Annotated in this window: 25 protein-coding genes; 15 read left to right on the top strand and 10 right to left on the bottom strand. The window is 69.6% G+C overall.

Features of this window, described 5'->3' with window-relative positions; translation table 11 throughout:
• Window positions 1–28: 28 nt before the first annotated feature.
• On the top strand, window positions 29–484 hold the full coding sequence (locus tag NO998_RS00335) for a metal-dependent hydrolase (RefSeq protein ID WP_267644996.1): 456 nt from the start codon (window positions 29–31) through the stop codon (window positions 482–484).
• A 71-nt stretch (window positions 485–555) separates the two neighbouring features.
• Complete coding sequence (locus NO998_RS00340) at window positions 556–2,541, top strand: aldo/keto reductase (protein ID WP_267644997.1); 1,986 nt, start codon at window positions 556–558, stop codon at window positions 2,539–2,541.
• An 11-nt stretch (window positions 2,542–2,552) separates the two neighbouring features.
• Here the strand turns inward: NO998_RS00340 and rio1 are convergent, their stop codons facing one another.
• Together rio1 and eif1A are read right to left on the bottom strand one after the other, a co-directional pair.
• Complete coding sequence (gene rio1 / locus NO998_RS00345) at window positions 2,553–3,419, bottom strand: serine/threonine-protein kinase Rio1 (protein ID WP_267644998.1); 867 nt, start codon at window positions 3,417–3,419, stop codon at window positions 2,553–2,555.
• A 65-nt stretch (window positions 3,420–3,484) separates the two neighbouring features.
• Window positions 3,485–3,778, bottom strand: coding sequence for a translation initiation factor eIF-1A (eif1A, locus tag NO998_RS00350; protein WP_267644999.1), 294 nt, complete (start codon window positions 3,776–3,778; stop codon window positions 3,485–3,487).
• Between the two features lie 144 nt (window positions 3,779–3,922).
• On the opposite strand from eif1A, the gene NO998_RS00355 reads away from it, so the two are divergent.
• Together NO998_RS00355 and NO998_RS00360 are read left to right on the top strand one after the other, a co-directional pair.
• Window positions 3,923–4,102: a DUF7470 family protein gene (locus NO998_RS00355; protein ID WP_267645000.1), complete on the top strand. Its 180-nt coding sequence runs from the start codon at window positions 3,923–3,925 to the stop codon at window positions 4,100–4,102.
• A gap of 54 nt (window positions 4,103–4,156) precedes the next feature.
• Window positions 4,157–4,579 (top strand): Ig-like domain-containing protein, encoded by a 423-nt coding sequence (locus NO998_RS00360; RefSeq protein WP_267645001.1) that lies wholly within the window; start codon window positions 4,157–4,159, stop codon window positions 4,577–4,579.
• A 79-nt stretch (window positions 4,580–4,658) separates the two neighbouring features.
• Here the strand turns inward: NO998_RS00360 and NO998_RS00365 are convergent, their stop codons facing one another.
• Both NO998_RS00365 and NO998_RS00370 read right to left on the bottom strand, forming a co-directional pair.
• Window positions 4,659–5,657, bottom strand: a complete 999-nt coding sequence (locus tag NO998_RS00365) for a tyrosine--tRNA ligase (RefSeq protein WP_267645002.1) — start codon at window positions 5,655–5,657, stop codon at window positions 4,659–4,661.
• 57 nt (window positions 5,658–5,714) lie between these two features.
• Window positions 5,715–7,664: a PAS domain S-box protein gene (locus NO998_RS00370; RefSeq protein ID WP_267645003.1), complete on the bottom strand. Its 1,950-nt coding sequence runs from the start codon at window positions 7,662–7,664 to the stop codon at window positions 5,715–5,717.
• A 107-nt stretch (window positions 7,665–7,771) separates the two neighbouring features.
• On the opposite strand from NO998_RS00370, the gene NO998_RS00375 reads away from it, so the two are divergent.
• Window positions 7,772–8,653, top strand: a complete 882-nt coding sequence (locus NO998_RS00375; protein WP_267645004.1) for a mechanosensitive ion channel family protein — start codon at window positions 7,772–7,774, stop codon at window positions 8,651–8,653.
• A 4-nt stretch (window positions 8,654–8,657) separates the two neighbouring features.
• Here NO998_RS00375 and NO998_RS00380 read toward each other — a convergent pair whose 3' ends face one another.
• From NO998_RS00380 to rnz, 4 genes are all read right to left on the bottom strand, one after another.
• Window positions 8,658–8,867 (bottom strand): DUF6199 family natural product biosynthesis protein, encoded by a 210-nt coding sequence (locus NO998_RS00380; protein ID WP_267645005.1) that lies wholly within the window; start codon window positions 8,865–8,867, stop codon window positions 8,658–8,660.
• A 79-nt stretch (window positions 8,868–8,946) separates the two neighbouring features.
• Window positions 8,947–10,950, bottom strand: coding sequence for a DUF460 domain-containing protein (locus NO998_RS00385; protein ID WP_267645006.1), 2,004 nt, complete (start codon window positions 10,948–10,950; stop codon window positions 8,947–8,949).
• A gap of 122 nt (window positions 10,951–11,072) precedes the next feature.
• A complete protein-coding gene (locus tag NO998_RS00390; protein ID WP_267645007.1) occupies window positions 11,073–12,212 on the bottom strand; it encodes a GAF domain-containing protein in 1,140 nt (379 codons plus the stop codon).
• Between the two features lie 74 nt (window positions 12,213–12,286).
• Window positions 12,287–13,219: a ribonuclease Z gene (gene rnz, locus NO998_RS00395; protein ID WP_267645008.1), complete on the bottom strand. Its 933-nt coding sequence runs from the start codon at window positions 13,217–13,219 to the stop codon at window positions 12,287–12,289.
• Between the two features lie 156 nt (window positions 13,220–13,375).
• Between rnz and NO998_RS00400 the strand changes: the two genes are divergently transcribed.
• The 3 genes from NO998_RS00400 (at window position 13,376) to NO998_RS00410 (ending at window position 16,593) form a co-directional block, all read left to right on the top strand.
• Window positions 13,376–14,887, top strand: coding sequence for a DUF4382 domain-containing protein (locus NO998_RS00400; protein WP_267645009.1), 1,512 nt, complete (start codon window positions 13,376–13,378; stop codon window positions 14,885–14,887).
• 80 nt (window positions 14,888–14,967) lie between these two features.
• Window positions 14,968–15,990, top strand: coding sequence for an AAA family ATPase (locus NO998_RS00405; RefSeq protein WP_267645010.1), 1,023 nt, complete (start codon window positions 14,968–14,970; stop codon window positions 15,988–15,990).
• Entirely contained in the window at window positions 15,991–16,593 is a 603-nt protein-coding gene (locus NO998_RS00410) for a protein sorting system archaetidylserine decarboxylase (RefSeq protein ID WP_267645011.1), read from the top strand.
• An 11-nt stretch (window positions 16,594–16,604) separates the two neighbouring features.
• Here the strand turns inward: NO998_RS00410 and NO998_RS00415 are convergent, their stop codons facing one another.
• Window positions 16,605–17,663, bottom strand: coding sequence for a methyltransferase domain-containing protein (locus NO998_RS00415; protein ID WP_267645012.1), 1,059 nt, complete (start codon window positions 17,661–17,663; stop codon window positions 16,605–16,607).
• Window positions 17,664–17,844: 181 nt separating this feature from the next.
• On the opposite strand from NO998_RS00415, the gene NO998_RS00420 reads away from it, so the two are divergent.
• The 4 genes from NO998_RS00420 (at window position 17,845) to NO998_RS00435 (ending at window position 21,455) form a co-directional block, all read left to right on the top strand.
• The gene (locus tag NO998_RS00420; RefSeq protein WP_267645013.1) at window positions 17,845–18,405 is read left to right on the top strand and encodes a TATA-box-binding protein; all 561 of its coding nucleotides are present in this window, start codon (window positions 17,845–17,847) and stop codon (window positions 18,403–18,405) included.
• 7 nt (window positions 18,406–18,412) lie between these two features.
• Entirely contained in the window at window positions 18,413–18,811 is a 399-nt protein-coding gene (locus NO998_RS00425; protein ID WP_267645014.1) for a DUF7473 family protein, read from the top strand.
• 75 nt (window positions 18,812–18,886) lie between these two features.
• On the top strand, window positions 18,887–20,227 hold the full coding sequence (locus tag NO998_RS00430) for an amidohydrolase (RefSeq protein ID WP_267645015.1): 1,341 nt from the start codon (window positions 18,887–18,889) through the stop codon (window positions 20,225–20,227).
• Window positions 20,228–20,234: 7 nt separating this feature from the next.
• The gene (locus NO998_RS00435) at window positions 20,235–21,455 is read left to right on the top strand and encodes an MFS transporter (protein ID WP_267645016.1); all 1,221 of its coding nucleotides are present in this window, start codon (window positions 20,235–20,237) and stop codon (window positions 21,453–21,455) included.
• Between the two features lie 31 nt (window positions 21,456–21,486).
• On the opposite strand, the gene NO998_RS00440 is transcribed toward NO998_RS00435, so the two are convergent.
• Complete coding sequence (locus NO998_RS00440; protein ID WP_267645017.1) at window positions 21,487–21,912, bottom strand: ester cyclase; 426 nt, start codon at window positions 21,910–21,912, stop codon at window positions 21,487–21,489.
• A gap of 159 nt (window positions 21,913–22,071) precedes the next feature.
• On the opposite strand from NO998_RS00440, the gene NO998_RS00445 reads away from it, so the two are divergent.
• The 3 genes from NO998_RS00445 to hjc all read left to right on the top strand — a co-directional run bounded on the left by NO998_RS00445 (window position 22,072) and on the right by hjc (window position 25,314).
• A complete protein-coding gene (locus tag NO998_RS00445) occupies window positions 22,072–23,355 on the top strand; it encodes an adenosylhomocysteinase (RefSeq protein ID WP_267645018.1) in 1,284 nt (427 codons plus the stop codon).
• Window positions 23,356–23,417: 62 nt separating this feature from the next.
• Window positions 23,418–24,719: a hypothetical protein gene (locus tag NO998_RS00450; protein ID WP_267645019.1), complete on the top strand. Its 1,302-nt coding sequence runs from the start codon at window positions 23,418–23,420 to the stop codon at window positions 24,717–24,719.
• Window positions 24,720–24,765: 46 nt separating this feature from the next.
• On the top strand, window positions 24,766–25,314 hold the full coding sequence (hjc, locus tag NO998_RS00455) for a Holliday junction resolvase Hjc (protein ID WP_267645020.1): 549 nt from the start codon (window positions 24,766–24,768) through the stop codon (window positions 25,312–25,314).
• The last annotated feature ends 9 nt before the right edge of the window (window positions 25,315–25,323 follow it).

The following is a 25,323-nucleotide window of genomic DNA, read 5'->3' on the forward strand; positions in this document are numbered from 1 at the left end:
GAAACCCCTGACACACGTACCCTCGTGGGTGCTGTTCCCGACCCATCTCGCCATCGCCGTCCTACTCGGGCGGCGGTTCCGGCTGTCGACGGCGTGGCTCCTCGTCGGGGCGACGCTGCCCGACGCCGTCGACAAGCCGCTGGCGAGCCTCGGCGTCGTCGACCTGTTTCACACGGTCGGTCACTCCGCGCTGCTGGTAGTCCTGGCCGTGCCCGTCGCCTACCACAGCCGCGCCGGCCTCGCGCTGGCGGTCGGCTGGGGGACGCATCTGTTCGCCGACGCGTTCCAGATCATCGTCAACGGCCGGCTGACGGACGCGCTCTTCCTCGGCTGGCCGCTGGTCACCCCACCGACGCCGCTCGCGCTCCCGCCCGTGGAGTTCTTCTGGTACTACCTCTGGTCGCCGTCGTTCTTCGTCGAGGTTGGCATCTGGCTGACGCTCGCGGCCGTCGTCGTCGCCGACCGACGCCGGGGCACCGAGTAGCCCCGGGAGTGCCACTAACCGCATCGCCACCGCCACCCGGGTTTATGCGGCGACGGCGCCAGACGGCTGACGTGAACTGTCTCTTCGTCGGCGCCGGGGCGGTCGCCGACCAGTACGCCGCCGCGCTGTCGAGGGGCCCGCTGACCCTCGTCGCCGTCTGTGACACCGACGCCGACCGCGCCGCGGGCTTCGCCGAGCAACACGACTGCGCTGCGTACACCGATCTCGCGACGGCGCTCGCGGAGTCCGACGCGCCGGTCGCGCTGAACCTCACCAGCCACGCCGCACACGCGCCGGTGACTCGGGAATGTCTCGACGCCGGCGTCCACGTCTACAGCGAGAAGCCCCTCGCGCTCGATACTGAGACGGCTCGGGACCTGCTTGCCCGTGCCGAAGACGCCGGCCTCGGGCTTGCCTGCGCGCCGATCACGCCGGACTGCGACGCCCAGCGCATCGCCGGCCGGACGCTCGCCGACGGCCGACTGGGCCGCGTCGGCATCGCCACCGCCACCGCCCACGTCGGCCGCGTCACCGAGTGGCACGACCGGCCGGACTCCTTCCTCGAAGTGGGGCCGCTGTACGACGGCGGGGTCTACCCGCTCTCGCTGCTGGTCGCGTGGTTCGGCCCGGCCGCCGAGGTCCGGGTCGCCGACGCGCTCGATACGTGGCCTGACCGCGAGGACCGGGCGCCGTCGGCGCCGAGCCACGTCGAAGCGACCATCGAGTTCGAGACTGGGCCCGTTGCCCGCCTCACGGCGAGCTTCTACGTCCCGCACCGGGCGCGGGAGTTCTACGGCCTCGAACTCCACGGCGACGATGGCTCGCTCTACCTCGCCGACGCCGGCGCCATGACCGCCGAGCGGGACTCTGTCTCGTTCGGCCGGTCGGGGCGCGACTACACCCCGATGCCGCCGGAACACCCCACCCGAGAGTCGACGCACCTCGACGGCGTGGAGCGGTTTGCGGCCGCGCTCGCCGAGGGGCGACGCCCCCGCGGCACCGCCCGCCGTGGGGCACACGTCGTCGCGATCTGTGGCGCCATCGAGGAGGCTGCCGCCGAAGGTGGGTCCGTCCCGATCCCCGACTGTGGAGCGACTGCCGCTCCGGCCGCGGCGCCGGTCGTCAGGCCCGAGGCCGACGAGCGCCGGGAACCGTCGACGGCCGGAACGGCCCGAAACAGCGCGATCAGGCTGCCAGCCGTGGGCTTCGGCTGTTCGCGCTACCGCGGCGGCGAGTACGTCGACCGAACCGAGAGTATCGAGACGGCCCTCGACGCGGGCTATCGCCTCCTCGACTCGGCGGAGCTGTACGGCAACGAACACCGGATCGGCGACCTGCTCGCCGCCCCGGGGGCGCCCGACCGGGAGACGCTGTTCCTCCTCGGGAAAGTCTGGAACACGAACCACGAGCACGTCGTGGAGGCCTGTACCGGCAGCCTCGACGAACTCGGCGTCGACGCGTTCGACTGCTACGCGCTCCACTGGCCGGACTCGTGGGCGTATCAAGGTCCCCTCGGTCGACTGGCGGCACAGCCACCCGAAGAGGTCGAGCCGTCGACGTTTCCCGAGGACGAGTCCGGCGAGCGCGCCACGGCCGCCCTCTCGCTCGCCGACTCCTGGCGGAACCTCGAAACGGCCCACGATCGGGGGTTGACCCGCACGCTCGGCATCTGCAACGTCGGCCGCGAGCAGTTAGAGACGGTGCTCGACGTTGCGACCGTGCCGCCGGCGGTCGTGCAGGTCGAACGCCACCCCTACCAGCCACAGGCTGATCTCGTCGAGTTCTGCCACGAACAGGGGATCCGCGTGCTGGCGCACTCGCCGCTGTCGGCGCCGGGGCTGCTCTCCGAGCCGGTACTGCAGGAGATCGCCGAAGAACGACGCTGCTCGCCCGCCGAGGTCGTCGTCGCGTGGAACGTCACCGAGGGCGTGGTGCCGATCCCGTCCTCGAACGACCCCGAGCACATCGTGGCCAACCGCCACGCGGGACGGCTACGGCTCGACGCCGACGAGAACGCGCGGATCGCGACGCTCGCGGACCCTGATTTCGAGCGGTAAGCTGCCGACGCTCAGGGCTCGCCGGACGGGTCGGCGTCGGCCTCGGTGACGTACGCCTCCAACTCCTCGCCGGTCACGTCGAGCCCTTGCCGCGAGAAGAACGCCGCGACGTTCTCACAGTCCCGCGTGAGGAACTCCCCCGAGTTCGGGTGGTGGACCGTCACCGCTTGGCCCATGTCGATGATCACCAGTTCGCCCTCGTGGACGATCATGTTGTACTCAGAGAGGTCGCCGTGGACCAACCCCGCCGCGTGGAGCCGGCGCATGTACTCCCGGACGACCTCGTAGGCCTGTTGGGGGTTCTCGATGGTGACCTCCGCCAGCCGGGGGGCGCGGCGCTCGTCGGCCTGGCCCACCAACTCCATCACGAGGACGTTCCGCTGGACCGCGATCGGCGTCGGCACGCGGACGCCGGCCTTCCGGGCGCGTTCGAGGTTGGCGAACTCCTTGCGAGTCCACGCGAGCACGGTCGCCTTCTTGTTGTTCTCCAGTCCCTCGAAGCGGGGGTCGCCTTCGAGGTACTCCCGCATGTGCCGGAAGTCGGAGGCGTTGATCCGGTATATCTTGACGGCGACGTTGCCCGACTCCCCGCGGGCCTCGTAGACGTTGGCCTCCTTGCCCGTCGACAGCGGGCCGCCGAAGGCACCGACGTGGCCGTCCTGTACGAGCTTGTACAGCGCGCCCAGCGTGGCGTCGTCGAAGACGCTCTGTTCGACCTTGAACCGCTCCGTGTTCTTCAGGCGCTTGCGGAACTCGTCGAACTCGCGGTCCTGCCGGCGGGCGGTGCTGTCCTCCTCGGTGTCGGCGACCTCGATCTCCTCGAACTCGTCGCCGGGCTTCGCCATCTCCTCGTCGACGAAGCCGTAGTCCTCGCTCATTCACCCGGGCTTGGGGGTCGTCGCGTAAAAGGGTGGTCCGACGTAGTTTCGCGGGCTGGGGGCGGTCAGACCCCTTCAGCCACGTACCCGCCCTCCCGCAACTGCTCGGCGTCGCGGTTGTCGTAGCGGTACTCCACGTCGGCTTTCTCCTCCTGCCAGTCCCACGGGCTGATGAGCACCAGATCACCCTCGCGGATCCAGTCGCGCTTGCGCATCCGTCCGGGGATGCGGGCGGTGCGCTCCTGCCCGTCGGCACAGCGCACTTTGATCCGGTTCGCGCCGAGCATCTCGACTACCTCGGCGAACTGCTCGTCGTCCTCGGGGGCCCGGACACCCTCGGGGAGGTCGTCGTCGCTCATGGTCGCCGGCTTGGGCGCTATCGGGGTTAAGGGCTGTGGGAACGCGCCCGCCGAGCTATCGACCCGCGATCGCTCGTGCTCCCATTCTGCCCCCGGAAAAGTCGGACCGTCGTCGTTTTCACGTCGCCCCCCGGAGCCGGGGCCATGTACGACCGACTCGGAATCGGCGGTATCGTCGGCCTGCTGTTGACGCTCGGCGGCATCGCGCTGGTCGCGTGGCAGGAACCCATCGTCGCCGCCGGCCTCGCGTTCGTCCTCGCGGGAATCGGGCTGGTGGTCCGCGCGCTCGTCGGGAACGTGATGCGGCAGTTCGGGATGGTCTGAGCTATATAGCGCTACTAGCACGGGTTAAGTGATCGCCGGACAACAGCTGTGTCGATGCAGCGACGTGCCCTCCTCGCCTCCACGAGCCTCGCTTTCGCCGGCTTCGCCGGCTGTACCGGCTTCGGGCCGGACACCGCACCGGCCCACACGGTCACCGTCTACAACGTCGACTCCGAGGTCACCCGCGAGGTGACCGTCCGGATCGAGAACGACGGTGGCGAGACGGTGTTCGAGCGGACCGCGACCTTCGACGCCGAGAACGAGGCCGACGAGAACGTCCCGTTCCCCGAATCGGCCGAACCGGAGACGGTGTTCGTGACGGTGAACGGGACCGACTTCGAGCGTGACTGGCCGATGACCGACTGCGACGGCGAGAACTGGGCCGGGATCGAGGTCCGGATCCGCGGCGGCGCCGGCTCGGCGCCATCGGTCGAACTGGGAACGCGGTGCCAGCACGTCGCGACGACGCCGACGTAGGGGTTCACTCGTGCACAGCCACGGCACCGGCTCCGTGCGGCCGACTCGGAGTCGGCCGCCAGTCACGCGCCGTGGCTGGCTATGCCCGCTGTTTCTGCAGCATCTCCCGCCCCGGCTCCACGAGTTCGTCGAGGTACGTCGCCAGCGTCGGCTTCGCGTCGGCGGGGTGGAGTTCGCCCGAGGCGAAGTCGGCCTCCAGTTCCTCGTAACTCCCGTAGGTCAGGTCGCCGCCGTACTCCTCGGGGCGCTCGACGACGACGGTGTCGAAGCGCGGGAACACGTGGTACTCGAAGATTTCGAGCACGGGGTTGTTGCGCTCCTCACCGTCCTCGGTCGGCTCGGGGTCGACCTCGCCGGCCGGGCAGTAGGCGCCGTTGACCTTCTCCTGGATCTCCTCGGTCGAGTCCTCCATCGAGATGGTGACGCCGGAACTGCTCGACATCTTGCCGATCCCCGTCGAGAGCTCCGAGATCAGCGGCGTGTGCAGGCAGGTCGGGGAGTCGTAGCCGATGCTCGGGAGCGTGTCCCGGGCGAGCATGTGGACCTTGCGCTGCTCCATCCCGCCGACCGCGAGGTCGATGTCGAGGTACTCGATGTCGAGCGCCTGCATCAGCGGGTAGACCGCCTGCGAAACCGTCACGGAGTCGCCCGAACCGATCTCGGACATCGCCCGCTCGGCCCGCGAGAGCGTGGTCTCCAGTTCGAGCGCGTGGAGGTCAAGCGTGTACTCCTCGTCGAACTGGAACTCCGAGCCGAGCACGAACTCGGTGTTCTCCTCGTCGAGGCCGTAGGCGACGAACTGCTCCTGCATCCGGGTCGCCGTCTCGCGGATCTCGTCGAAGGTCCCCTTCCCATTGAGGTAGGCGTGTACGTCCGCGAGCAGGATCACGACCTCCATCCCCGCCTCCTGCAGGTCGATCAGCTTGTTCGCGCCGAGCATGTGGCCGATGTGGAGGACGCCGGAGGGCTCGTAGCCGACGTAGGCGCGCTTGCCGTCGGGATCGGCTGCCAGCTCCTCGACCTCCTCCTCGGTGACGACCTCCGCGGCGTAGCGGGTGATCAGGTCGTGTGCGTCCATACCCGGACTGCCCGCGGCGAGCGGTTAGGCTTTCTGGATGCGTGCGGACGGCGCCGCTTACCTGAACAGCACCGTCGGCTTCGTCTCCACGTCCGCGACCGACTGGTCGGCGGCGATGGCGGGCACGCGAACGATTGCCGCCGTCCCGTCGCCGTCACCCCGTGGCGAAATCTGGAAGGAGCCGCCGTAGCGGGTGACGGTCCAGTTGACGAGCCAGAGCCCCAGCCCGGAGCCGTGTTCGAGCGCCGTCTCGGAGCCGCTCGTGACGACCCGGCGCTCCATCTCGCCGATCCCCGGCCCGTCGTCGGTGATGACGACCTCGACCCACTCCCCGTCGTCCCGGACCGTCACGTCGGCGGTCGGCGCCGACGAGGGGTTGTGCTTGACAGCGTTCTCAAGCAACTCCGTCAGCGCGCCCGACAGTTCGGTGCCGGCACAGACGGCCCGCTCACTCCCGATATCGACGGCGAACGTCGCGCCCGGGTACCGCTGTCGGGGCCCTTCCAGGGCCTCTCGGAGAAGTTCCTCCGGGTCGAGCCGCGTCGGCTCCCGGTCGCGCTGGATGTACTGCTCTAACTCCCTTGCGTGCTCGCCCAAGTCCACCAGGGAACTGGCGATCCGTTCGATCCGCTCGCTCGCGTCCCGCACCCCCTCCGAGTCGGCGCTCTGGATCGCCTTCGCCCAGCCGGCGACCGCGTTCATGTCGTTGCGGAGGTTGTGCCGGAGCACGCGGTTGAGCAACTGGATCAGCTTCTCGGTGCGCCGCCGTTCGGTCACGTCGGTCTGGAAGCCGAGGTAGTGGCGCAGCCGCCCCTCCTCGTCGAAGACGGGGTTGACTTGGACGCGGTTCCAGAACGGCGTCCCGTCGCGGCGGTAGTTGATGAGTTCGACCGTCGTCGGCTCCTCGGCCTGGATGGCCTCCCGTAGCTCGCCGACGGGGTCGGGGTCGGTCGCCTCGCCCTGCAGCATCCGACAGTTCCGACCGAGTAGCTCACTCTCGTCGTACCCCGTGATTCGCTCGAACCCCCTGTTGACGTAGATGAGCGGCTGTCCCGGCTCGTGGGGGTCGACGATCACCACGCCGACCTCCGCCTCGTCGAAGGCACGGTTCTTGATTCGCAGTTCCCGCTCGCGCTCCTTCCGGTCGGTGATGTCGCGGCCGACGCCCTGTACCCCGACGACCTCGCCGTCGTCGCTGATCGGCGTCGCGTTGACTTCCAGCACGACGACCTCGCCGGACTGGTCGAGGAAATCGAGTTCCAGCCCCTCGACCTGTTCGCCGTTCAGGGCCTCCGCGTACTGGGGCAGCGCCGTCGCGGCGGCGTCCTCGGTGACGAACTCGTAGAACGGCTCGTCGACGAGATCAGCCGGCTCGTACCCCAGTATCGGTTCGACGGCCGACGAGACGTAGGTGAACGTCGAGCCGGGGCCGAGCCGGAACAGGATGTCGAAGCTGTTCTCGGCGATCCCCTCGAAGCGCTGTTTCTCCTGCTGGAGGCGTGCGTTCTGGGCCTCGATGTCGCGCTCGTAGCGCCGCCGTTCGAGCGCCGTACTGATGAGCCGCGCCAGCAGTTCGAGGAACAGCTCCCCCGCCTCCGAGAACTGCCTGTCGCGTACCTCCTCCTTGGCGAAACAGACGGTCCCGTACACCTCCCCGTTGACGGTGACTTTCGTGCCGATGTACGTCCCGAGGTCGAACACGTCGATGGCCCGCTGGTCGATCACCGAGTCGTCCGCGTTCCGAACCGCCAGCACGCCCTCCGCCTCGACCGTCCGCCGACAGTACGCCGACTTGAGCGGGCAGCTTTCGCCGGGTTGGATCAGGTCGTGGTCGCCGACCGAACGGACGATCTCCTGTCGCTCGTCGCTGACGCGGGTGAAAAAGCCGATCGGCAGGTCGAAGTAGTCGCTCCCGACCCGCAGCGCCTCGTCGATCTGCGCTTCGACGCCCACATCGGTTCCCGAAAAAACTTCGTAGAGCCGCTCACGCGGCGAAACCGATTCCATAGGCGGACCTTACGTCGAGACGGTTAAATAACCTGCCCGTGGCCGAAGGTGCCGCCGGGGACCGATCGGCGCACAGGGTTTACCAGTCGGCGTACCAACAGCCGGACATGATCGGCCAAGGACCGCTGCCGGAGTGGCTGCGGGAGGTGCTCTCGGTGTACGACCCGGTGCTCTCGGAGCTGTTCTGGTTCACCGTCGGGTTCGGCGTCGTCTATCTCGTCGGAACGGTCGCTGTCGCCCCCATCGTCTCCCGCGTCGTCAGGGCGCGAAACCGGAACAACCCAACCATCCAGACCGCGACGAACACCTACCTCCGGGTGCTGGTGGTCGCCTTCGCCACGCTGACGGGGACCATCGCCGCCGGCTACGGCAACGTCCTCTCTGAGTCGGCGGTCATCATCGCGGCGATCACGTTCGTCCTCGGCATCGCCGGCCAGCAGGTATTCGGGTCGCTGATCAGCGGCATGTTCCTCGTTGCCGACCCCGACTTCAACGTCGGCGACTGGATCGCGTGGCCGGGCGGCGAGGGGACCGTCGAGGCCGTCGACTTCCGTGTCACCCGCGTTCGAACGCCGGACAACGAAACCATCGCGGTGCCGAACACCGAACTCACGAGCAACGCGCTCACCCGGCCCTACGGCCGGGACCAGTACCGCATCACCGAACAGGTGTACGTCGCCTACGAGGACGACGCCGAGCGGGCGCTGATGGAACTCCAAGCGACCGCCGCCGAACTCGAGGCGGTTCTCGAGGAGCCGTCCCCGAACGCGCGCATCCTCGAACTCGGGGAGAACGCGATCACCGTGCAGGCCGAACTGTGGACCCAGGACCCGCTCAACTCCGACATCCAGACCGTTCGATCGGACTTCCGGCGACTGGTGAAACGCCGCTTCGACGAGGCGGGGATCACGATCGCGCCGCCGTCGGCGCAGTCGCTCACGGGGGAAGTCGCGGTGACGGAGCGACAGAGCGAGGGGTCGGGTCGGTAGGCGCCTATCCGGACGCCGCCAGCACCGTCAGCCACGACCCGAGGACGACCACCAGTGGCCCACCGAGGTACCGGATCTGTTTCTGCAGCATCGGCGTCGGCTCCGGGTCGGCCGCACCCCTGTTCCGGAACCGGCCGAGCCGACGGGGGTACGCGATCATCAGGAGTCCGACGACGACGAAGCCGATTCCCAGCGCGACGTAGCCCTCCCTCATCGTTCGCTTCTTCACCAGATGGTGTCAAAAAACCATACGGAAGTCTGGCGTCCCACCAGTCACGTGGTGGCCCCTGTGGCTACGCCCCCTCGCCGCCAAGCCGCTCGTCGGCGCGGTGTTCGGAGATCACCCGGTCCATCATGCTCTCGGTCTGCTCGCGCCGTCGGTCCGCCGCCCGGTCCTCCCAGTCGTCGATGGCCTCCTCCACCTCGCTCTCGCGGGCGACGGCGAGTTCGTCGATCTCCTGGATCGTCACTGGGTCGGCGGGCGCGACCGGGATCTCGTGGTCGAACAGCACCTCGTCGGCGGCGTCCGAGAGGGTGCCGTTCTTCAGGACGAGCCGTGGTTTCGTCTCCGCCAGCGCCTCCGCGGTCGACGTGCCGGCGCCGCTGGCGTCCCGGAGGTAGACCACGTCGCCGGCGGCGAGGCCGAACTCCTCGTCGGCGCGCTCGATGGCGTCGCGGGTGAACTGCGGGAGGATCTTGACGGCGACCAGATCGCGGTCGGCCGCCACGTCGCTGAAGTTCGAGTGGTCGATCTTCCAGAGCGTCTTCAGGCGCGCGAGCTTGTCGTGGAGCGCCTCGTTCTCGTCGATGGCCTCGTCGCGCTCGTGTTCGAGCCGTTTCGCCCGTCGTTCGAGCCGGTTCACTTCGCGACGCTCTCGGGCCTCCCGGCGCTCGCGCTTGCGGGTGTCGCTGAGCTCCCGCTTGTACTCCAGGATCTCGTGTTCCTTCTCCTCCAGTTCGGCCTCCAGCTCATCGGCGTGTTCCTTGAGCCGGCCGACCTGCGCTTCGAGGTCGCGGATGCGCCGCTCCTCCTCGCTGAGTTCGCGCTCCTCGTGTTCCTCCTCGTCCTCGTCCTCGCCGTCGTCGTCGGTCAGCTCCCGGATCACCGCCTCGACGGACTCCTCGCCGGAGACGACGCGGGCGATGACCTCCTCGCGGTCGAACTTCGGGGGGACCTTCGCGGCGATCCGTTCGAACTGATCCATGTGGTCGTCGACGGCGTACAGCGCCGCCGCGAGAGCGTCGCGCTCGTGGTCGTTCTCGTAGGGGTGCTCCCGCGTCCGGTGGAGCTTCTCGTCGACCGGGAGGTCCGACTCGGGGACCCAGCCCGCCGCGTCGAAGCTGCGGCGGAACTTCTCGACGGTCTCGGGCATCGGCGTCACGTCGGCGGCGACCAACATCGGCCGGCCGCGCTCGATCAGCCACTCGGTGAGTTCGGCGGTGTCGCCGGTCCGCGAGGAGTAGAGGTCGTGGACGGTGCCGTCGATGCCGACCACGGCGGCGGCCGTCGTCGTCCCCGGGTCGATCCCGACGAGCACGTGGTCGCGGCGCTTGACCAGCGGCTCGAACTCGATGCCGTCGCGGCGCTCGCGCTCGACCTCGATCCGAACGTCGCCGTTCCGGGTCTTCGAGACCGGGATGTCCTCGGGCCGGGCCTCGACGGTGAACACCGCGTTCGAGAGGCCGCCGTACTTCTCGGTGGCCTCTCGCTCGTAGTCGAGGTTGGCGTCGTCGAGGTCGGACTCCACCTCGCGGGCGGCCTTCCGGACGTTGCCGTGGATGCGGCGGGTGAACCGGTCCTCGCTCCACCCGCCGCCCCCGCCCGTGGAGCGGCCCCGCGAGACTTTCACGGTCGTCGTGTCGGAGAACGCGGTGACGCGCTGGCCGACGTTGCCCAGCGCGAGGCGCGCGGCGGCCTCGGCTTCCTTCATCGGCTTCTTGCCGTAGGGAACGCCGTGACGCTTGGCGACCCGCGAGAGCGGTTCGGGGCGGTTCGCCCCGGTCACCTGCACCAGATCGGTGCCTGCGGGGAGGGTTCCCAGAAAGCCCACGAGGGCGTTCTTGTCGGCCGCGAGTTCGTACATGTTGTCGACGGCCAGCCGGGTGGGCTCCTCCTCCTCGATGAGTCGGCGGAGCTTCCGGCGCGAGACGGCGTCGCGTTCGATGGCGCCCTCGCCGTCCTCGCCCTCGTCGGGGCGCAGGATCACGAGCGCGTACGTCGGCGAGTCCCCGCGGATGTCGCCGCTCTGGATGTCGACGCCGAACACCGGCCCGTCGGTGGGGCTCGGGGCGTGCACGCGCATCGATTGGCGCTTGTGAGCTAAATATCCGACGCCGGTTGCGGGTTCGCGTGGTGTCTATCTGGAGGAACACGACCTCCGAGACGGCGTCGGTCGTGCCCTTAGATCGTGCTAAACGGCTACTGATCGGCGGCTTTCTGTGCAGTTCCGTCGGCCGAGCCGTCGGCCAACTGAATCTCCTCGTGGGGCCCCACGGTGCCCTCCCAGCGGGTGAACGTCAGCCGGTCGTCGACCAGCGCCTCCATCCGCGCGGTCGCGTGCTCGGCAGTCGTGAGGTGCTCGGCGACGGCGTCGTCGGTGCACTCCTCGGTGGCCAGTGCGATAGCCCCGCTGACGACGTTCAGCGGGCTCTGGAGGTCGTGGGAGACGACGCCCGCCACCTCCTCCAACCGGTCGCGCTCGCGTTCGAGGGCGCGCTCGCGCTCGACCCGGTCCAGCGCCGTCGCGGCGTGGCCGGCGAGAGTCTCCGCGAACTGCACGTCCTGCGGGTCGAACGGCTCGTCGCCGGTCTTCCCGAAGCTGACGACGCCGTGGTCGCCGAGCGGGACGTACATCGTTCGACCGAACGGGGCAGCGTCGTAGGGATCCTTAGCGTCCGCCTCGGGCACGTCGTAGGTGATGGTCTCCCCGGCTCGGAACGCCTGCCCGTGGTGGGTGCCTTCGATCGGAAACGGCGGGCGGTCGTCGATGGCGTCGTCGCTCTGCCCGCCGACGGAAGCCGCTACGAGCGCCTCCCGGTCCGGATCGTAAAAGCGCACTCCGGTCCCGGGGAAGCCGAGCACCTCTTCGGCAGTCTCCACGGTCGCGTCGGCGACGGAATCGCGGTCCCCGGCGCGCATCAGCGCCTCCGTGGCCCCGTGAAGGGCAGTGAGGGTCTGCTCCGTGCGGGCGGCCTGTGTCGCGTCGTGAACGGCTTCGCGGACGCCGTCGACGGCGCCGGTCCCCTTCCGGACGAACGCCGTCGCCTCGGCGGTGGCCTCTGGGGGGATATCGCCGGAGTTCGAACCCGAGACGAGAACGAACGGTACGTTGACGCCGGCCGCCCGGAGGCCCTCGTGGAACTCCCGCCCGGTGAGGCCGGGCATCTGGAAATCACTGATCACGCAGTCCACCGCGCTCCGGTTCGATGCCGCCCACGTGAGCGCCGCTTCCGGATCACCGAACGACTCGATCGCGAGGTCCTCGCGCAGCGCGGCGGCGAGGAGACTCCGGTAGGCGTCGTTGTCGTCGACCAGTAGCACCTGAACGGTCCCGAGCATACGCGAAGCCACCGGGTGACCGCGTAAGAAATCTCGTAATAGTGATATATAGCGCTCGCGTGGGAGGCCGTGACTTACGCGGCGTCCGGGAACGGTATCTCCACCGTCTGGCCGTCCTCGGCGACGAAACACTCGCCGTCGAACGCGGCCGCCGCCTCGCGCTGGTGGCCCCGAGCGTCGCCGGGGTAGCGCGAGGAGATGTGGGTCAGCGCGAGTCGCTTGGCGCCGGCGCGCTCGGCGATCTCGCCGGCCTCGCGGGCCGTCGAGTGCCCGGTCGAGCGGGCGCGGCCGGCCATGTCGTTCTCGAAGGTGGCGTCGTGGATCAGCAGGTCCGGTTCCTCGGCGGCGTCGACGGTCGCGTCGACGGGCCGGGTGTCGCCGGTGTAGACCAGCGAGCGGCCGGGGCGGGGCGGGCCGACGACCCGTTCGGGGTCGATCACGCGGCCGTCCTCCAGTTCGACCGTCTCGCCGGCGTGGAGCTTCCCGTAGGCCGGTCCGGGCGGGATGCCCAGTTCCTCCTCGGCCTTCTCACGCATGAAGCGGCCCTTGCGGTCCTCCTCGATCAGCGCGTAGCCCTGCGAGGTGGTGCGGTGTTCGGTCTCGAAGGCGCGGATCTCGAACTCGTCGCCGTCGATGGCGACGCTGCCGGGCGAGACCTCGTTGATCCGGACCGGGAACGCCGTGTCGTGGCCGCCGGCGCCGATCAGGTCCCGGATCGTCCGCCGGGAGCCGGGCGGGCAGTGGATCGCCAGCGAGTCGGTGCGGTCCTGGAAGTCCCACGTCTGGAGCAGGCCCGGGAGCCCGAGGACGTGGTCACCGTGGAGGTGCGTGAGGAAGACGTGGCGCACGTCGAAGCCGGTGTTGAACCGCATCATCTGGCGCTGGGTGCCCTCGCCGCAGTCGAAGAGGAACCGCTCGCCCTCGCGGTGGACCATCACGGCGCTGGGCGCCCGACGGGTCGTCGGGACGGCGCCGCCGGTACCGAGGAACGTCGTCCGGAGAGTCATGGCCGCAACTGCTCGCGGCGGGGGTTTACGGCTGTCGACTCCGCGGCTGGGGGAGTCGAGCGGCCGACCGAGCGCCTCGTTTCAACGCACATTTGTTTCTTGTGCCTAATTTACCCATGAACGTTATCCGTCTCCCCCGAGAACGTCGAGGAACGCATGGAACGAAAGGCGATAGTCACGGCGCTCGTGGTCGCGATGGTCGCGATCGCCGGCTGTGGGGGATCGGTGTCGCCGGGCGGCGACGACGCCGGCGAGGGGACGGTGAACATGTACATCAGCGATCAGCCGAGCGCGATCGACGACTTCGAGCACCTCAACGTGACGGTGACCTCGATCGCGGCCCACCGCGTCGACGACAACGGCACGGAGGGCAACGAGTCCGGCTGGGTCGAACAGGACATCGACAACGTCACCGTCGACCTGACGGAGCTACAGGGGGCAAACGCCAGCGAACTCGGCGCCATCCCGGCACCGAACGGCACCTACGACAAGACGTTCATCCACGTCGACGACGACATCGAGGGCGTCCTCACCGACGGCTCGACGACGGACGTGATGCTGCCGAGCAGCAAGCTCCACATCAACGAGAACTTCACCGTCGGTAACGGCGAGGAGATCGACTTCGTCTTCGACATCACCGTCGTCAAGCGCGGGAACTCGGGCAGCTACAACATCCAGCCGGTCGCCGGCGAGTCCGGGACGGACCAGGAGATCGAGGAGCGACCCGAAGCGCGAGTCGACAACGACGAGGAGGAGTCCGCCGAGAACGGCACGTCGACGCCGACCGAGGCGCCGACGACCGACTCCGGGAACACGACCGACTCCGAGAACGCCGGTAGCCTGAACTTCTACGTCAGCGACCAGCAGAACGCGATCGACGACTTCCGGCACCTCAACGTCACCATCGAGCGCGTCGGCGTCCACCGCGCGAACGCCAGCGAGAACGAGAGCGCGTGGGTCGAACAGGACGTCGACAACGCCACCGTCGATCTGACGGAACTGCAGGGCGCCAACGCGACCAGCCTCGGGACGATGTTCGTCCCCAACGGCAGCTACGACAAGACGTTCGTCTACGTCAACGAGGTCAACGGCACCCTCACCAACGGCGAGAGCACGGACGTGAAGCTGCCCAGCAGCAAGCTCCAACTCAACAGCGAGTTCACCGTCGGCAACGGCGAGGAGATCGACTACGTCTTCGACATCACCGTCGTCAAGCGCGGGAACTCGGGCAGCTACAACATCCAGCCAGTCGCCAGCGAGTCCGGCACGGGCGATCAGGTCGAGATCGAGGAGAAGGACGAGGAGACCGAGGACGAAGAGGAGGAGACTGAAACGGAGACCGAAACTGAGGCACCGGAGAACGAGACCGAGGCCGCCGCGGCACTCGACCTCTCGCTCGACGGCAACGCGACGGCCGGCGAGAACGTCACCGTCACGGTTACCCAGAACGGCAGCGCCGCCGCCAACGCGACGGTCAGCCTCGACGGCGAGGTCGTCGGCGAGACCGGCGAGAACGGAACCGTCGTGGTCGCCGTTCCGGCCGACGCCGAGGAACTCGAACTGGAAGCGGAACTCGACGGCGCGGAGGGTGAGGCAGCCTTCCCCGTCGAGGGCAACGCGAGCACCGACACCGAGGCGTTCGTCGCCCCGGCCTTGGCGGCGCTCTAAGCCGGCCGCGACCCGATTTTCGAACCGGCCGGAACGCCCGACCGCGACCTTCTTACCACCCGCGCGGCTACGTTCCGGTAATGGACGAACCGCTCTGGACCGAGCGCTACGCCCCCGATATCGGGGACCTCCCGCAGGCAGAAACTCGGGAGCGCCTGCGCCGGGCCGTCGACGAGCCGATGAACCTCGTCGTACAGGGCCCCCCGGGGGCGGGCAAGACCGCCGCCGTGCGGGCGCTCGCCCGCGAGGCCCACGAGGACGACGAGAACGACCTCGTGGAGATCAACGTCGCGGACTTCTTCGACCGCACGAAAAAGGAGATCCGGGAGGATCCCCGGTTCGCGCAGTTCCTGGAGGGCCGCAGCCGGATGGCCAAGCGGGACATGATCAACCGCGTGCTCAAGGAGTCCGCGAGCTACGCGCCCGTCTCGGGGGAGTTCAAAACGATCCTGCTGGACAACGCCGAAGCGATCCGTGAGGACTTCCAGCAGGCGCTGCGCCGGGTGATGGAGCAACACCACCGCACCACGCAGTTCGTGATCGCCACGCGCCAGCCCTCGAAGCTGATCGCGCCGATCCGCTCGCGCTGTTTCCCCGTCCCCGTTCGGGCGCCGACGGCCGACGAGATCGAGGGCGTGTTGGCCGATATCCTCGACGCCGAAGCCGTCGAGTACGACGACGACGGGCTGGAGTTCCTCGCGGGCTACGCCGACGGCGACCTCCGGACGGCCGTGTTGAGCGCCCAGACGACCGCCGCCCAACACGACGAGGTGACGATGACGGCGGCCTACGAGGTGCTCGACGGCGTCGGCCACGACGACGAACTCTCGGGGGCGCTCACCGCTGCCACCGAGGGCGACTTCTCGACGGCCCGCTCGACCGTCGACGACCTGCTCGACGAGGGGTACGACGGCGAGGAACTGCTTCAAGAGCTCCTGCGGGTCGCTCGCAGCGACTACTCCGGCGAGAAGCTCGCCCGGCTCCACCAGCTCGCCGGCGAGGCCGACCTCGATCTGACCGAGGGCTCCGACGACAAGATCCACCTCACCCACCTGCTGAGCGCGTGGGCTGCGGGCCACGAGTCGCTCCGGGGTGAGGCCTGAATGGTCCGCGGTATCTCCCCCGGAGCGATCCGATACGGCGTCCCGCCGCTGCTCGCGGGCTTCCTGCTCACCCCCGTCTCGGGCCCGGTCGGCCTCGGCCTCGTGGCGCTGGGGATGGCCGCGGTTCTGTTCCACCGCGACCCCGAGCGCGAGCCGCCCGAATCGGGCTTCGTCACCCCAGCTGACGGCAGCGTCTCGGTGATCCGCGAGGAGGAGGGCCGCATCCGCGTCGGCGTGTTCATGAACGTCACCGACGTGCACGTCAACCGTGCGCCCACGGGGGGCACCGTCGAGTCGGTCACCCACCGCCCCGGCGCGAACAAGCCGGCGTTCTCGAAGGACTCCGACCGGAACGAGCGCGTGGACATCGATTGCGGCGACTACGAGGTGTCGCTGATCGCGGGCTGGTTCGCCCGGCGCATCCACCCCTACGTCGAGGCAGGCGACGACCTCGCTCGCGGGGACAGGATCGGCCACATCAGCTTCGGCAGCCGCGCCGACGTGCTCCTGCCCGAGCGCGTCGAGTACGCCGACATCCGGGTCCGTGAGGGCGAGGACGTGACCGCCGGCGAGACCGTCGTCGCCGCCGACCCCGCGGAGTAGCCGTTACCGACTCAGCGCGACTTTTCCAGCACGTGCACGTAGCGTGTGAGCGACCGGTGGACCGGCCGTTCGAAGCGGTCGGTGAGGTGCCAGTCGGTCGGCGCGATGGCCGACTCCCAGCCCCGGTCGGCCATCAGCACACAGACCGCGTCGTCGCCGCTGACGCGAGCGACTTCCTCCAAGGCACCTTCGACTAAGTCCTCCAGTCGATGGGTGGCGATCTTCGACTGCCGGCCGTAGGGGGCGTCGAAGACGACGCCGTCGACGGCACCGTCGCGGAGCGGCAGCCGGGTCGCGTCGGCGCGGGCGACGGCTGTATCGACCCCCGCCACGAGCGCGTCGAGGTTTTCCTTGGTTCCGCGGACCATCTTCCACTGCGCGTCGGTGCCCACGAGGTCGGCGCCGAGCAGGCCCGCCTCGATCAGCGTGCCGCCGGTGCCACACATCGGGTCGAGGATTCGCCGGCCGGGCGCCGCGCCGGCGATGTTGACCAGCGCGCGGGCGTCCATCGGCGCCATGCTGCCGGGTTGGAAGAACGGTCGATCGGTGGGCCGGCGCTCGGTGAAGCTCCGGTCGGATTCGGTGTCCAGCCAGCCGAGGACGCAGACGCCGTCGCTCGCGGGGATCCGCCCGGGGGCGTCGGCGCCCTCCGAGCCGTCCGGGTCGGCCAGTCCGTCGGCCGAGGAGAACAGCGCCCGGAGTTCGTGGTCGGGGTCGTCCAGATCGACCTCGTAGCCGGCGTCGACGAGCACGCCGCCAAGCCGGCGCTCGGCCTCGGTCGTGCTCACGCCCGTCAGCCCGCGAACGTCGCGGGCCCGGACGGCGACAGTCCCCTCGCGGTCGAACGGGCCGGCGGCTTCGAGGGCGATCTCGGCGGCGTCGACGCCCGCCTCGGTCCGGGCGAGCAGTTCGTCGGCGGCGTGGGTGTACGCCAGCCCACGGACGCGCTCGCGGTCGACGTGGCCCGCGAGTGCGAGCCCCGGCGCGAGGACGTCGACGCCCGCCGCCGCGGCCTCGGCCTCCCGAGCCGCGAAGGCGTCGTCTTCGCCGGCCAGTTCGAGACAGTACACGCCCGAGGGTGCGCGGGGTGTCGGAAAGAGGCTGGCGTTCCGTCTCGGGCCGCCCCAGCGGCACCCTCGTCGGCCACCCTATCGGCGCCGTTCGGGTGCCCCGTCGACGCCGCTCCGGCCATCGGTTCGCGCCTGCCGGACCCACCAACCTATTTAAACCTCACAGTCAACCCTTAAGTCGATGACCGATCCCAAGGAGACGATCAGCATCGAGAACGTCGTTGCCTCGACGGGCATCGGACAGGAACTCGACCTGCAGAGCGTCGCGATGGACCTCGAGGGCGCCGACTACGACCCTGAGCAGTTCCCGGGGCTGGTCTACCGCACCGAGGAGCCCAAATCCGCCGCGCTGATCTTCCGCTCGGGGAAGATCGTCTGTACCGGCGCGAAGTCCACCGACGACGTTCACGAGAGCCTCCACATCGTCTTCGAGAAGCTCCGGGACCTGAGCATCCCCATCGCTGACGACCCGGAGATCACGGTCCAGAACATCGTCACCAGCGCCGACCTCGGCCAGAGTCTGAACCTCAACGCCATCGCCATCGGGCTCGGGCTGGAGAGCATCGAGTACGAGCCCGAGCAGTTCCCGGGACTGGTCTACCGACTCGACGAGCCCGACGTGGTCGCGCTCCTGTTCGGCTCCGGGAAGCTGGTGATCACCGGCGGCAAGGAGCCCGCCGACGCCGAGGCCGCCGTCGACGTGATCGCTGAGCGCCTCTCGGAGTTGGGCCTGCTCGACTGACTCGCGGATGCTCGCACTCTCCTTGGCCGCCGTTTCCGCCGCGCCCGCGACACCCCTCCAGTCGGCGACGGTGTCGGTGCTCGCCACCTACGCGCTGTTCGCCGTCTTCCTCTCCTTTACGGCGTTCCTCGCCGCACGCAACCTGCTGGGCGACGTGTCGCTGCGCCGGCACGCACTCGTCGGCCCGCCGTTGGCAGCGATCGCCTTTCTCGCCGCCACCTTCGAGTTCCCGCCGTTCCTCGCGCTGGCGGCCGCGCTCGCCGTCGACGCCGCCGCCTTCCGCTACCTCCACGACCTCGATCGTCGGCTGCTCGCGGGCGTCGTGTTGATCCACTTCGTGGTGAGCGTGATCCTCGGCGCGGTGCTGTTCAGCCTCGTCGCGCTGATCAGTTCGGCGCCGGGGTAGTTCTGGGGCGCGCCGCCCCACCTCGGCTCATCCGGGAACGACGGCTTAACGCCGACGGGGTGAGCAGTCCCGCCCATGACTACGCTCCACGTCGTGAACGGCCGCGTGCTTCACCCCGACCACTCGATCACCGAGTCCGACCTGCTGATCGACCAAGCGAGCGGGACGATCGAGGAGATCGGCGCTGTCGACGCCGAGGACGCTGACGAGCGAAGCTCGTCTGCCAATCGGACGCAGTCCGATGACGCCGACGAGACCCTCGACGCCGAGGGCGGCCTCGTCATCCCCGGCCTGATCAACGCCCACGGCCACGCCGCGATGACCCTCCTGCGGGGCTACGCCGACGACAAGCCCCTCGAGGCGTGGCTGCAGGAGGACATCTGGCCCGCCGAGGGCGAACTCACCGCCGAGGACATCCGCGTCGGCACCGAACTGGCGGCGGTGGAGATGATCCGCTCGGGCACGACCGGCTTCGCGGACATGTACTTCGAGGAGCCACACGTCGCCGGCGTCGTCGACGAGTCCGGCCTGCGTGCGTTGCTCGGCCACGGCTTCGTCTCCGTCGGCAAGCCCGAGGCCGACGCCCGTGCGGACATGGAGACGAGCGTCAACTTCGCCGCGCAGTACGACAAGGTCGGCGGCGACCGCATCTCGACTGCCGTGATGCCCCACTCGCTGACGACCGTGAACGAGGCGCTGCTGCGCGAGGCCGTCGAGCGCGCCCGCGAGGCAGACGTGCCGGTCCACATCCACGCCAACGAGACCGAAGACGAGGTCGACCCCATCGTCGCCGAGCGGGGCGTCCGACCCATGGAGTACGCCGAGGACGTGGGCCTGCTGGCGGACGGCGACTTCCTCGCCCACTGTGTGCACGTCGACGACGACGAGATCGAACGCCTCGCCGACAGCGACGCCGCGGCGATCCACTGCCCGGCCTCGAACGCGAAGCTGGCGTCCGGAATCGCGCCCGTCCAAGCGATGCTCGATGCCGGTGTTTCGGTCGGCCTCGGCACCGACGGCGCCGCCTCGAACAACGACCTCGACATGTTCGACGAGATTCGCGACGCCGCGATGCTGGGCAAACTCGGCGCCGACGACGCCGCCGCGGTCCCGGCGAGCGCGGCGGTCCGCATGGCCACCGAGGGCTCGGCGGCCGCGCTGGGCTTCGACGCCGGCCGGATCGAGGTGGGCGCGAAGGCCGACCTCGCGGTTGTCGACCTCGACGCCGCTCACCTGACGCCGGGCCACGACCTGGTGAGCCACCTCGCCTACGCCGCCTCGGGGAGCGACGTGCGCCACACGGTCTGTGACGGCGATGTGCTCATGGAGGACCGCGAGATCCTGACGCTGGACGAGGCGGCCGTGACCGAGCGTGCCGAGGAACAGGCCGCCGACCTGATCGACCGGGTGGCCTGACGGGCCGATGGACCGCATCGACCGCCGCGAACTCCGGTTCTCGGGCTGGGAGTTGGTCGTCGTCGCCGCCCTCGCGATGGGCGCGGCGGGCATCTACCAGTTCGGCTGGTCGTCGATCCGCCTCCCGCTCGGGGAGCGACTGGGCGCGCCGGAGTCGGCACTCGGCACCGTGTTCACGCTGTTCGTCGTCTTCCAGACGCTCGGGCAGTTCCCCGCGGGCTGGGTGCGCGACCGCTACGGCCCGCGGCTTCCGCTGCTGGCGGGGGCGCTCTGTCTCACCGGCGGGTTCGCGGCGCTCGCCGTCGCACGGTCGCTCCCGGCAGCCTACCTCGGCTACGCGCTCGGCGGCGTCGGCGTCAGCGCGATATACACCGTCGCGGTCAACACGCCCGTCAAGTGGTTCACCGACCGCCGGGGGCTCGCCACCGGCATCGTCGGGATGTCCTTCCCCGGGCTTAGCTTCTTGCTGATCCCGGGGCTCCGGAGCGGCGTGGCTGCCGACTTCGAGCGGACACTGCTGGTGGTTGCGGCGGCGATCGGCGGCGTCGCACTCGTGGCCGCGGCCGTGCTCCGGGACCCCGCCGAATCGACCACCGGCGACGGTGAGAGCCCGGCCGTCGACGCCACGGAGGAGCACGCCGTCGGCTGGCGCGGCGTGGTCCGCACGTGGCAGTTCTGGCTGCTCTACCTCGTGTTCGTCGCCGTCAACGGCGTCGGGCTGATGGTCATCGGCAAGATCGTCTCGTACGCGTCGGCGCTCTCGCTGCCCGCGGCGGCCGGCACCGCGGCGGCATCGGCGGTCGCGCTCTCGGAGGCCGGCGGGACGGTCGTCGGTGGGAGCCTCTCCGACCGGTTCGGTCGCCGACGCACGGTCGCGGTCTCGCTCGTGCTCTGTGGCGTGGCGCTCGCGGGCGCCGTCGCCGCCGGGGAGGCCGGCTTCGGTGCCGGATTCGTCGCGCTGGTGGGTGCTGCCGCGCTGTTCCGCGCGCCCGTCTTCGCGGTGTTCCCCAACCTCGTCGCCGACTACTACGGCCGGGCGTACTCCTCTGAGAACTACGCGGCGCTCTACACCGGGAAGCTGTTCGGCGGCGTGCTGGGCGGCACGGTGGCGAGCGGGCTGGTGATCGCCATCGGCTGGTCGACCTCGTTCGTGATCGGCGCGGCGCTGGCCGTGCTGGCGGGGCTGGCGATGGTGTTCCTGCGGCCGGTCGACACCGGGGCGGCGTGAGTCGAGGGCCTGCCCCGCGATTACCCGTGCGTCACTCGCCGGGGTGCTCAACGACGCCCAACTGCTGCATAAGCCCGAGGCTGTCCGGCAGTACCCACCACTCGGCGACACGACCGTCCTCGAAGCGCATGAAGGCCATTGTCTGGTGTTCGAACTCCTTTCCGGTGGGGTCGATTCCCATCATCGCGCCGTCGTGGGTTCCGCGTTCCGTCAGCCGGACGGCGACGGTGTCGCCCTCCGCGATCATCTCCTCGACGGTCACCGTGTAGTCCGAGAAGGCGTCGCGGTTCCGTCTGAAGCTCTCCCTGATCCCCTCGTGGCCGCTGATGTCCCCCATCGGCGTGTGCTCCACGGCGTCCTCGGTGTAGATATCGTCGACGGCGTCGAGGTCCTCCTGGCCGATGACTTCCTCTAAAACCCGGCGGGCGGTGCGTTTGTTCTCTGCTGTCGTCGTCATCTCGTTTCACTTGCCGTGTTGGCCTCTCAGTTATTGGCCGGTTACTACCCGGATACGGCGCGGCTGACAGTTGCTACCTGTACCTTCGGACCGGCGCGGCTGGCCGTTGCCGCGCTGCCGTTCGACACCGTTTTGCGCCCGCTCTCGGAACCCACACTCATGAGTTCCTACGAGCGCGTCACCGCGCACTTCGAGGACGCCGATAGCCTCCGCGAGGAGGGCCGCCGGAAGATGGACTGGGCGCTCCAGCACATGCCCATCTGCCAGTCGCTCCGCGAGGAGTTCGCCGACGAGAAACCGTTCGACGGCGAGACGATCGGGATGGCGATGCACGTCGAGGCCAAGACGGCCATCCTCGTCGAGACGCTCGCCATCGGCGGTGCCGAGGTCGCGGTCACCGGCTGCAACCCGCTCTCGACGCACGACGACGTGTCCGTCGCGCTGGACGCCGTCGACAACGTCACCTCCTACGCCGTCCGCGGCGTCGACGACGATGACTACTACGCCGCCATCGAGTCCGTCATCGACCACGAGCCGACGATCACCGTCGACGACGGCGCCGACATGGTGTTCCGCATCCACCAGGAACACCCCGAACTGATCGACTCCATCGTCGGCGGCGCCGAGGAGACGACCACCGGCGTCCACCGACTGCGCGCGATGGACGAGGACGGCGAACTGCAGTACCCGATGTTCGCGGTGAACGACACGCCGATGAAGCGCCTGTTCGACAACGTCCACGGCACGGGCGAGTCGGCGCTCTCCGCCATCGCCATGACCACGAACCTCTCGTGGGCCGGCAAGACCGTCGTCGTCGCCGGCTACGGCTACTGTGGGAAGGGAGTCGCCTCGAAGGCCGCCGGCCAGAACGCCAACGTCGTCGTCTGTGAGGTCGAACCCCGCAAGGCGCTCGAAGCCCACATGGAGGGCTACGACGTGCTCCCGATGGCCGAGGCCGCCGCCGAGGGCGACGTGTTCATCACGACCACCGGCAACCGCGACGTGATCACCCGCGAGCACTTCGAGGACATGGGCGACGGTGCGGTCCTCGCCAACGCCGGCCACTTCGACGTGGAGATCAACCTCGACGACCTCGACGACCTCGCGGTCGACCGCTACGAGGCCCGCGACGGCGTCGAAGCGTTCGAGATGGACGACGGTCGCCGACTGAACGTCCTCGCCGAGGGCCGCCTCGTCAACCTCGCGGCCCCCGTCGGACTGGGCCACCCCGTCGAAGTGATGGACCAGTCCTTCGGCGTGCAGGCGGTCTGTGTCCGGGAGTTGGTCGAGAACGGCGACGCCTACGACGCGGGTGTCCACGACGTCCCCGACGAACTCGACAAGGAGGTCGCGGAGATCAAACTCGCCGCCGACGGCGTCGAGTACGACGGCCTCACCGACGAGCAGATCGAGTACATGTCCTCGTGGCAGCACGGGACCTGATCGGGGAGTACGGACCTGCTCGGCGGGTAAGCCTTTTTCGCGCGGCCACACAACTCCGAGCGATGCCCTCCAATAGACGCGCGTTCCTCCGTGGGGTCGGCGCAGTCGCGCTCGCGTCCCCCGCCGCAGCGACCCAATCAGCAGCGGCAACCCAGACCGGGACGGCGACGGCCCCCGGACTCGCGTGGTCACACCGCTACGACGCCGCCGGATCGGCGACGCTCGGTGACCTCGTCCCCTTCGACGACGGCTACGCGCTCGTCGGCACAGTCGGCACGGGCAGCGCCGACGCCGCCGCTCGGGGGTGGATCGGCCGCGCCGGTCCGGAGGGGGGCCTCCGGAGCGACCGGACCCTCGGTGAGACGGGCACTCGACTGGTCACCGCGGTCCCCGCCCAGGACGGTCTGCTCGCCGTCGGCCGAACGAACGTCGGCGGCAACGACGCCAGCCACCGAAACCCGTACGCCGCTCGGGTCGGCGTCGACGGCGAGGGCGGACCCGAAGTGCGGTGGGCCCGAACGTACCAGCCGACCGAGACTGACGGTATCGCCACCGCGGCCACCGCCGCCGAAGACGGCTACGTCCTCGCGGGCGCCGTCGACACCGGATCAGGCGTACGGCCGTGGGCGACAGCCATCGACGACGCGGGCACGGTCCGTTGGTCGTGGCGCGGGGACGGTGACCTCGTGGCGCTGGGCGACGCCGTTGCCACCGACGACGGCGTGGTGCTCGTTGGCTCCGTCGGCGACCCCGAGACGCCGTGGGCGGTCAGTCTGGACGCGGCCGGGACCCGTCGCTGGCGCTGGACCGCCGACACCGACGGCGGGAGCCGGCTGGAAGCAGCAACCCCGGCGCCCGACGGCGGCGCGGTGATCGTCGGACGCAGAGGGTTCGGCGCCGACGACGGCGACGGCTGGCTGCTCTCGCTCGACGCCGCGGGCGACCTGCGGTGGGACCGAACCTACTCTCGGAACGTGTGGAACTGGCACCGCGATATCGCCGCCATCGACGGCGGCTACGCGCTCGCCGGGGCCATCGGCGACGTGAACGGGGGTGCTCGCTCGGCGTGGGTGCTCGCCGTCGGTCCCGAGGGCGAGGAGCGCTGGGAGTACCGCGCCGACGCCGGCACGGGAGCGTTCGCCGCCCGGTCGGTGCCCGACGGCAGTCTGCTGCTCGCCGGCAGCGTCGATGCTGCGGACGGCTCCAAGCCGTGGTTCGCACGGCTCGGCGGCCCCGCGGCGACCGGCGGCTTCGGCGTCCCGACGCTCCCCGAGGTGCCGTCCGGGGCCGCGCCCTTCGGCGCCGGCACCGTCGTCGGCGCGGCAGGGCTCGCGCTCGTCCGGCGACTCTCCGGGGACAGGTAACCCCGACACCGACCCCCTTTTCCCCGCCGGTCGCCCAGTTCGGGCCATGCCGACGAACCGGAAAGGCGACCGTCGGGAACGCGAGCTGGTCAACAGGCTCGACGACGCCGGCTTCGCCGTCATGCGTGCGCCGGCGAGCGGCGGCGCGACCCAGCGGGAACTCCCCGACGTGCTCGCGGGCAACGGCGACGACTTCTACGCCATCGAGGCGAAGTCCTCCGCGGGCGACCCCATCTACCTCACCGGCGAGGAGGTCGAGGCGCTCGTCTACTTCGCCCAGAACTTCGGCGCCAAACCCCGCATCGGCGTCCGATTCGACCGCGAGGACTGGTACTTCTTCCACCCCGGGGACTGCTACACGACCGACGGCGGCAACTACCGCGTGAAAAAGGAGACCGCACTCGCGGACGGGACCGACCTCGCGGAGTTGGCCGGCGACACCGAGAAGGTGACCCTCGAGGAGGCGACCGAGCGGGGCCACGCCAACCCCGACACCGGCGGCGACGACGACGCCGACGAGGCGGTTCGACAGCTACTCCAAGCGGTCGCCGACGGCACGCTGAGCGTCGAGGAAGCGGCCGACGCCCTCGCGTGAGCCGCATCG

This window comes from Halolamina litorea (assembly GCF_026616205.1).
GTDB lineage: Archaea > Halobacteriota > Halobacteria > Halobacteriales > Haloferacaceae > Halolamina > Halolamina litorea.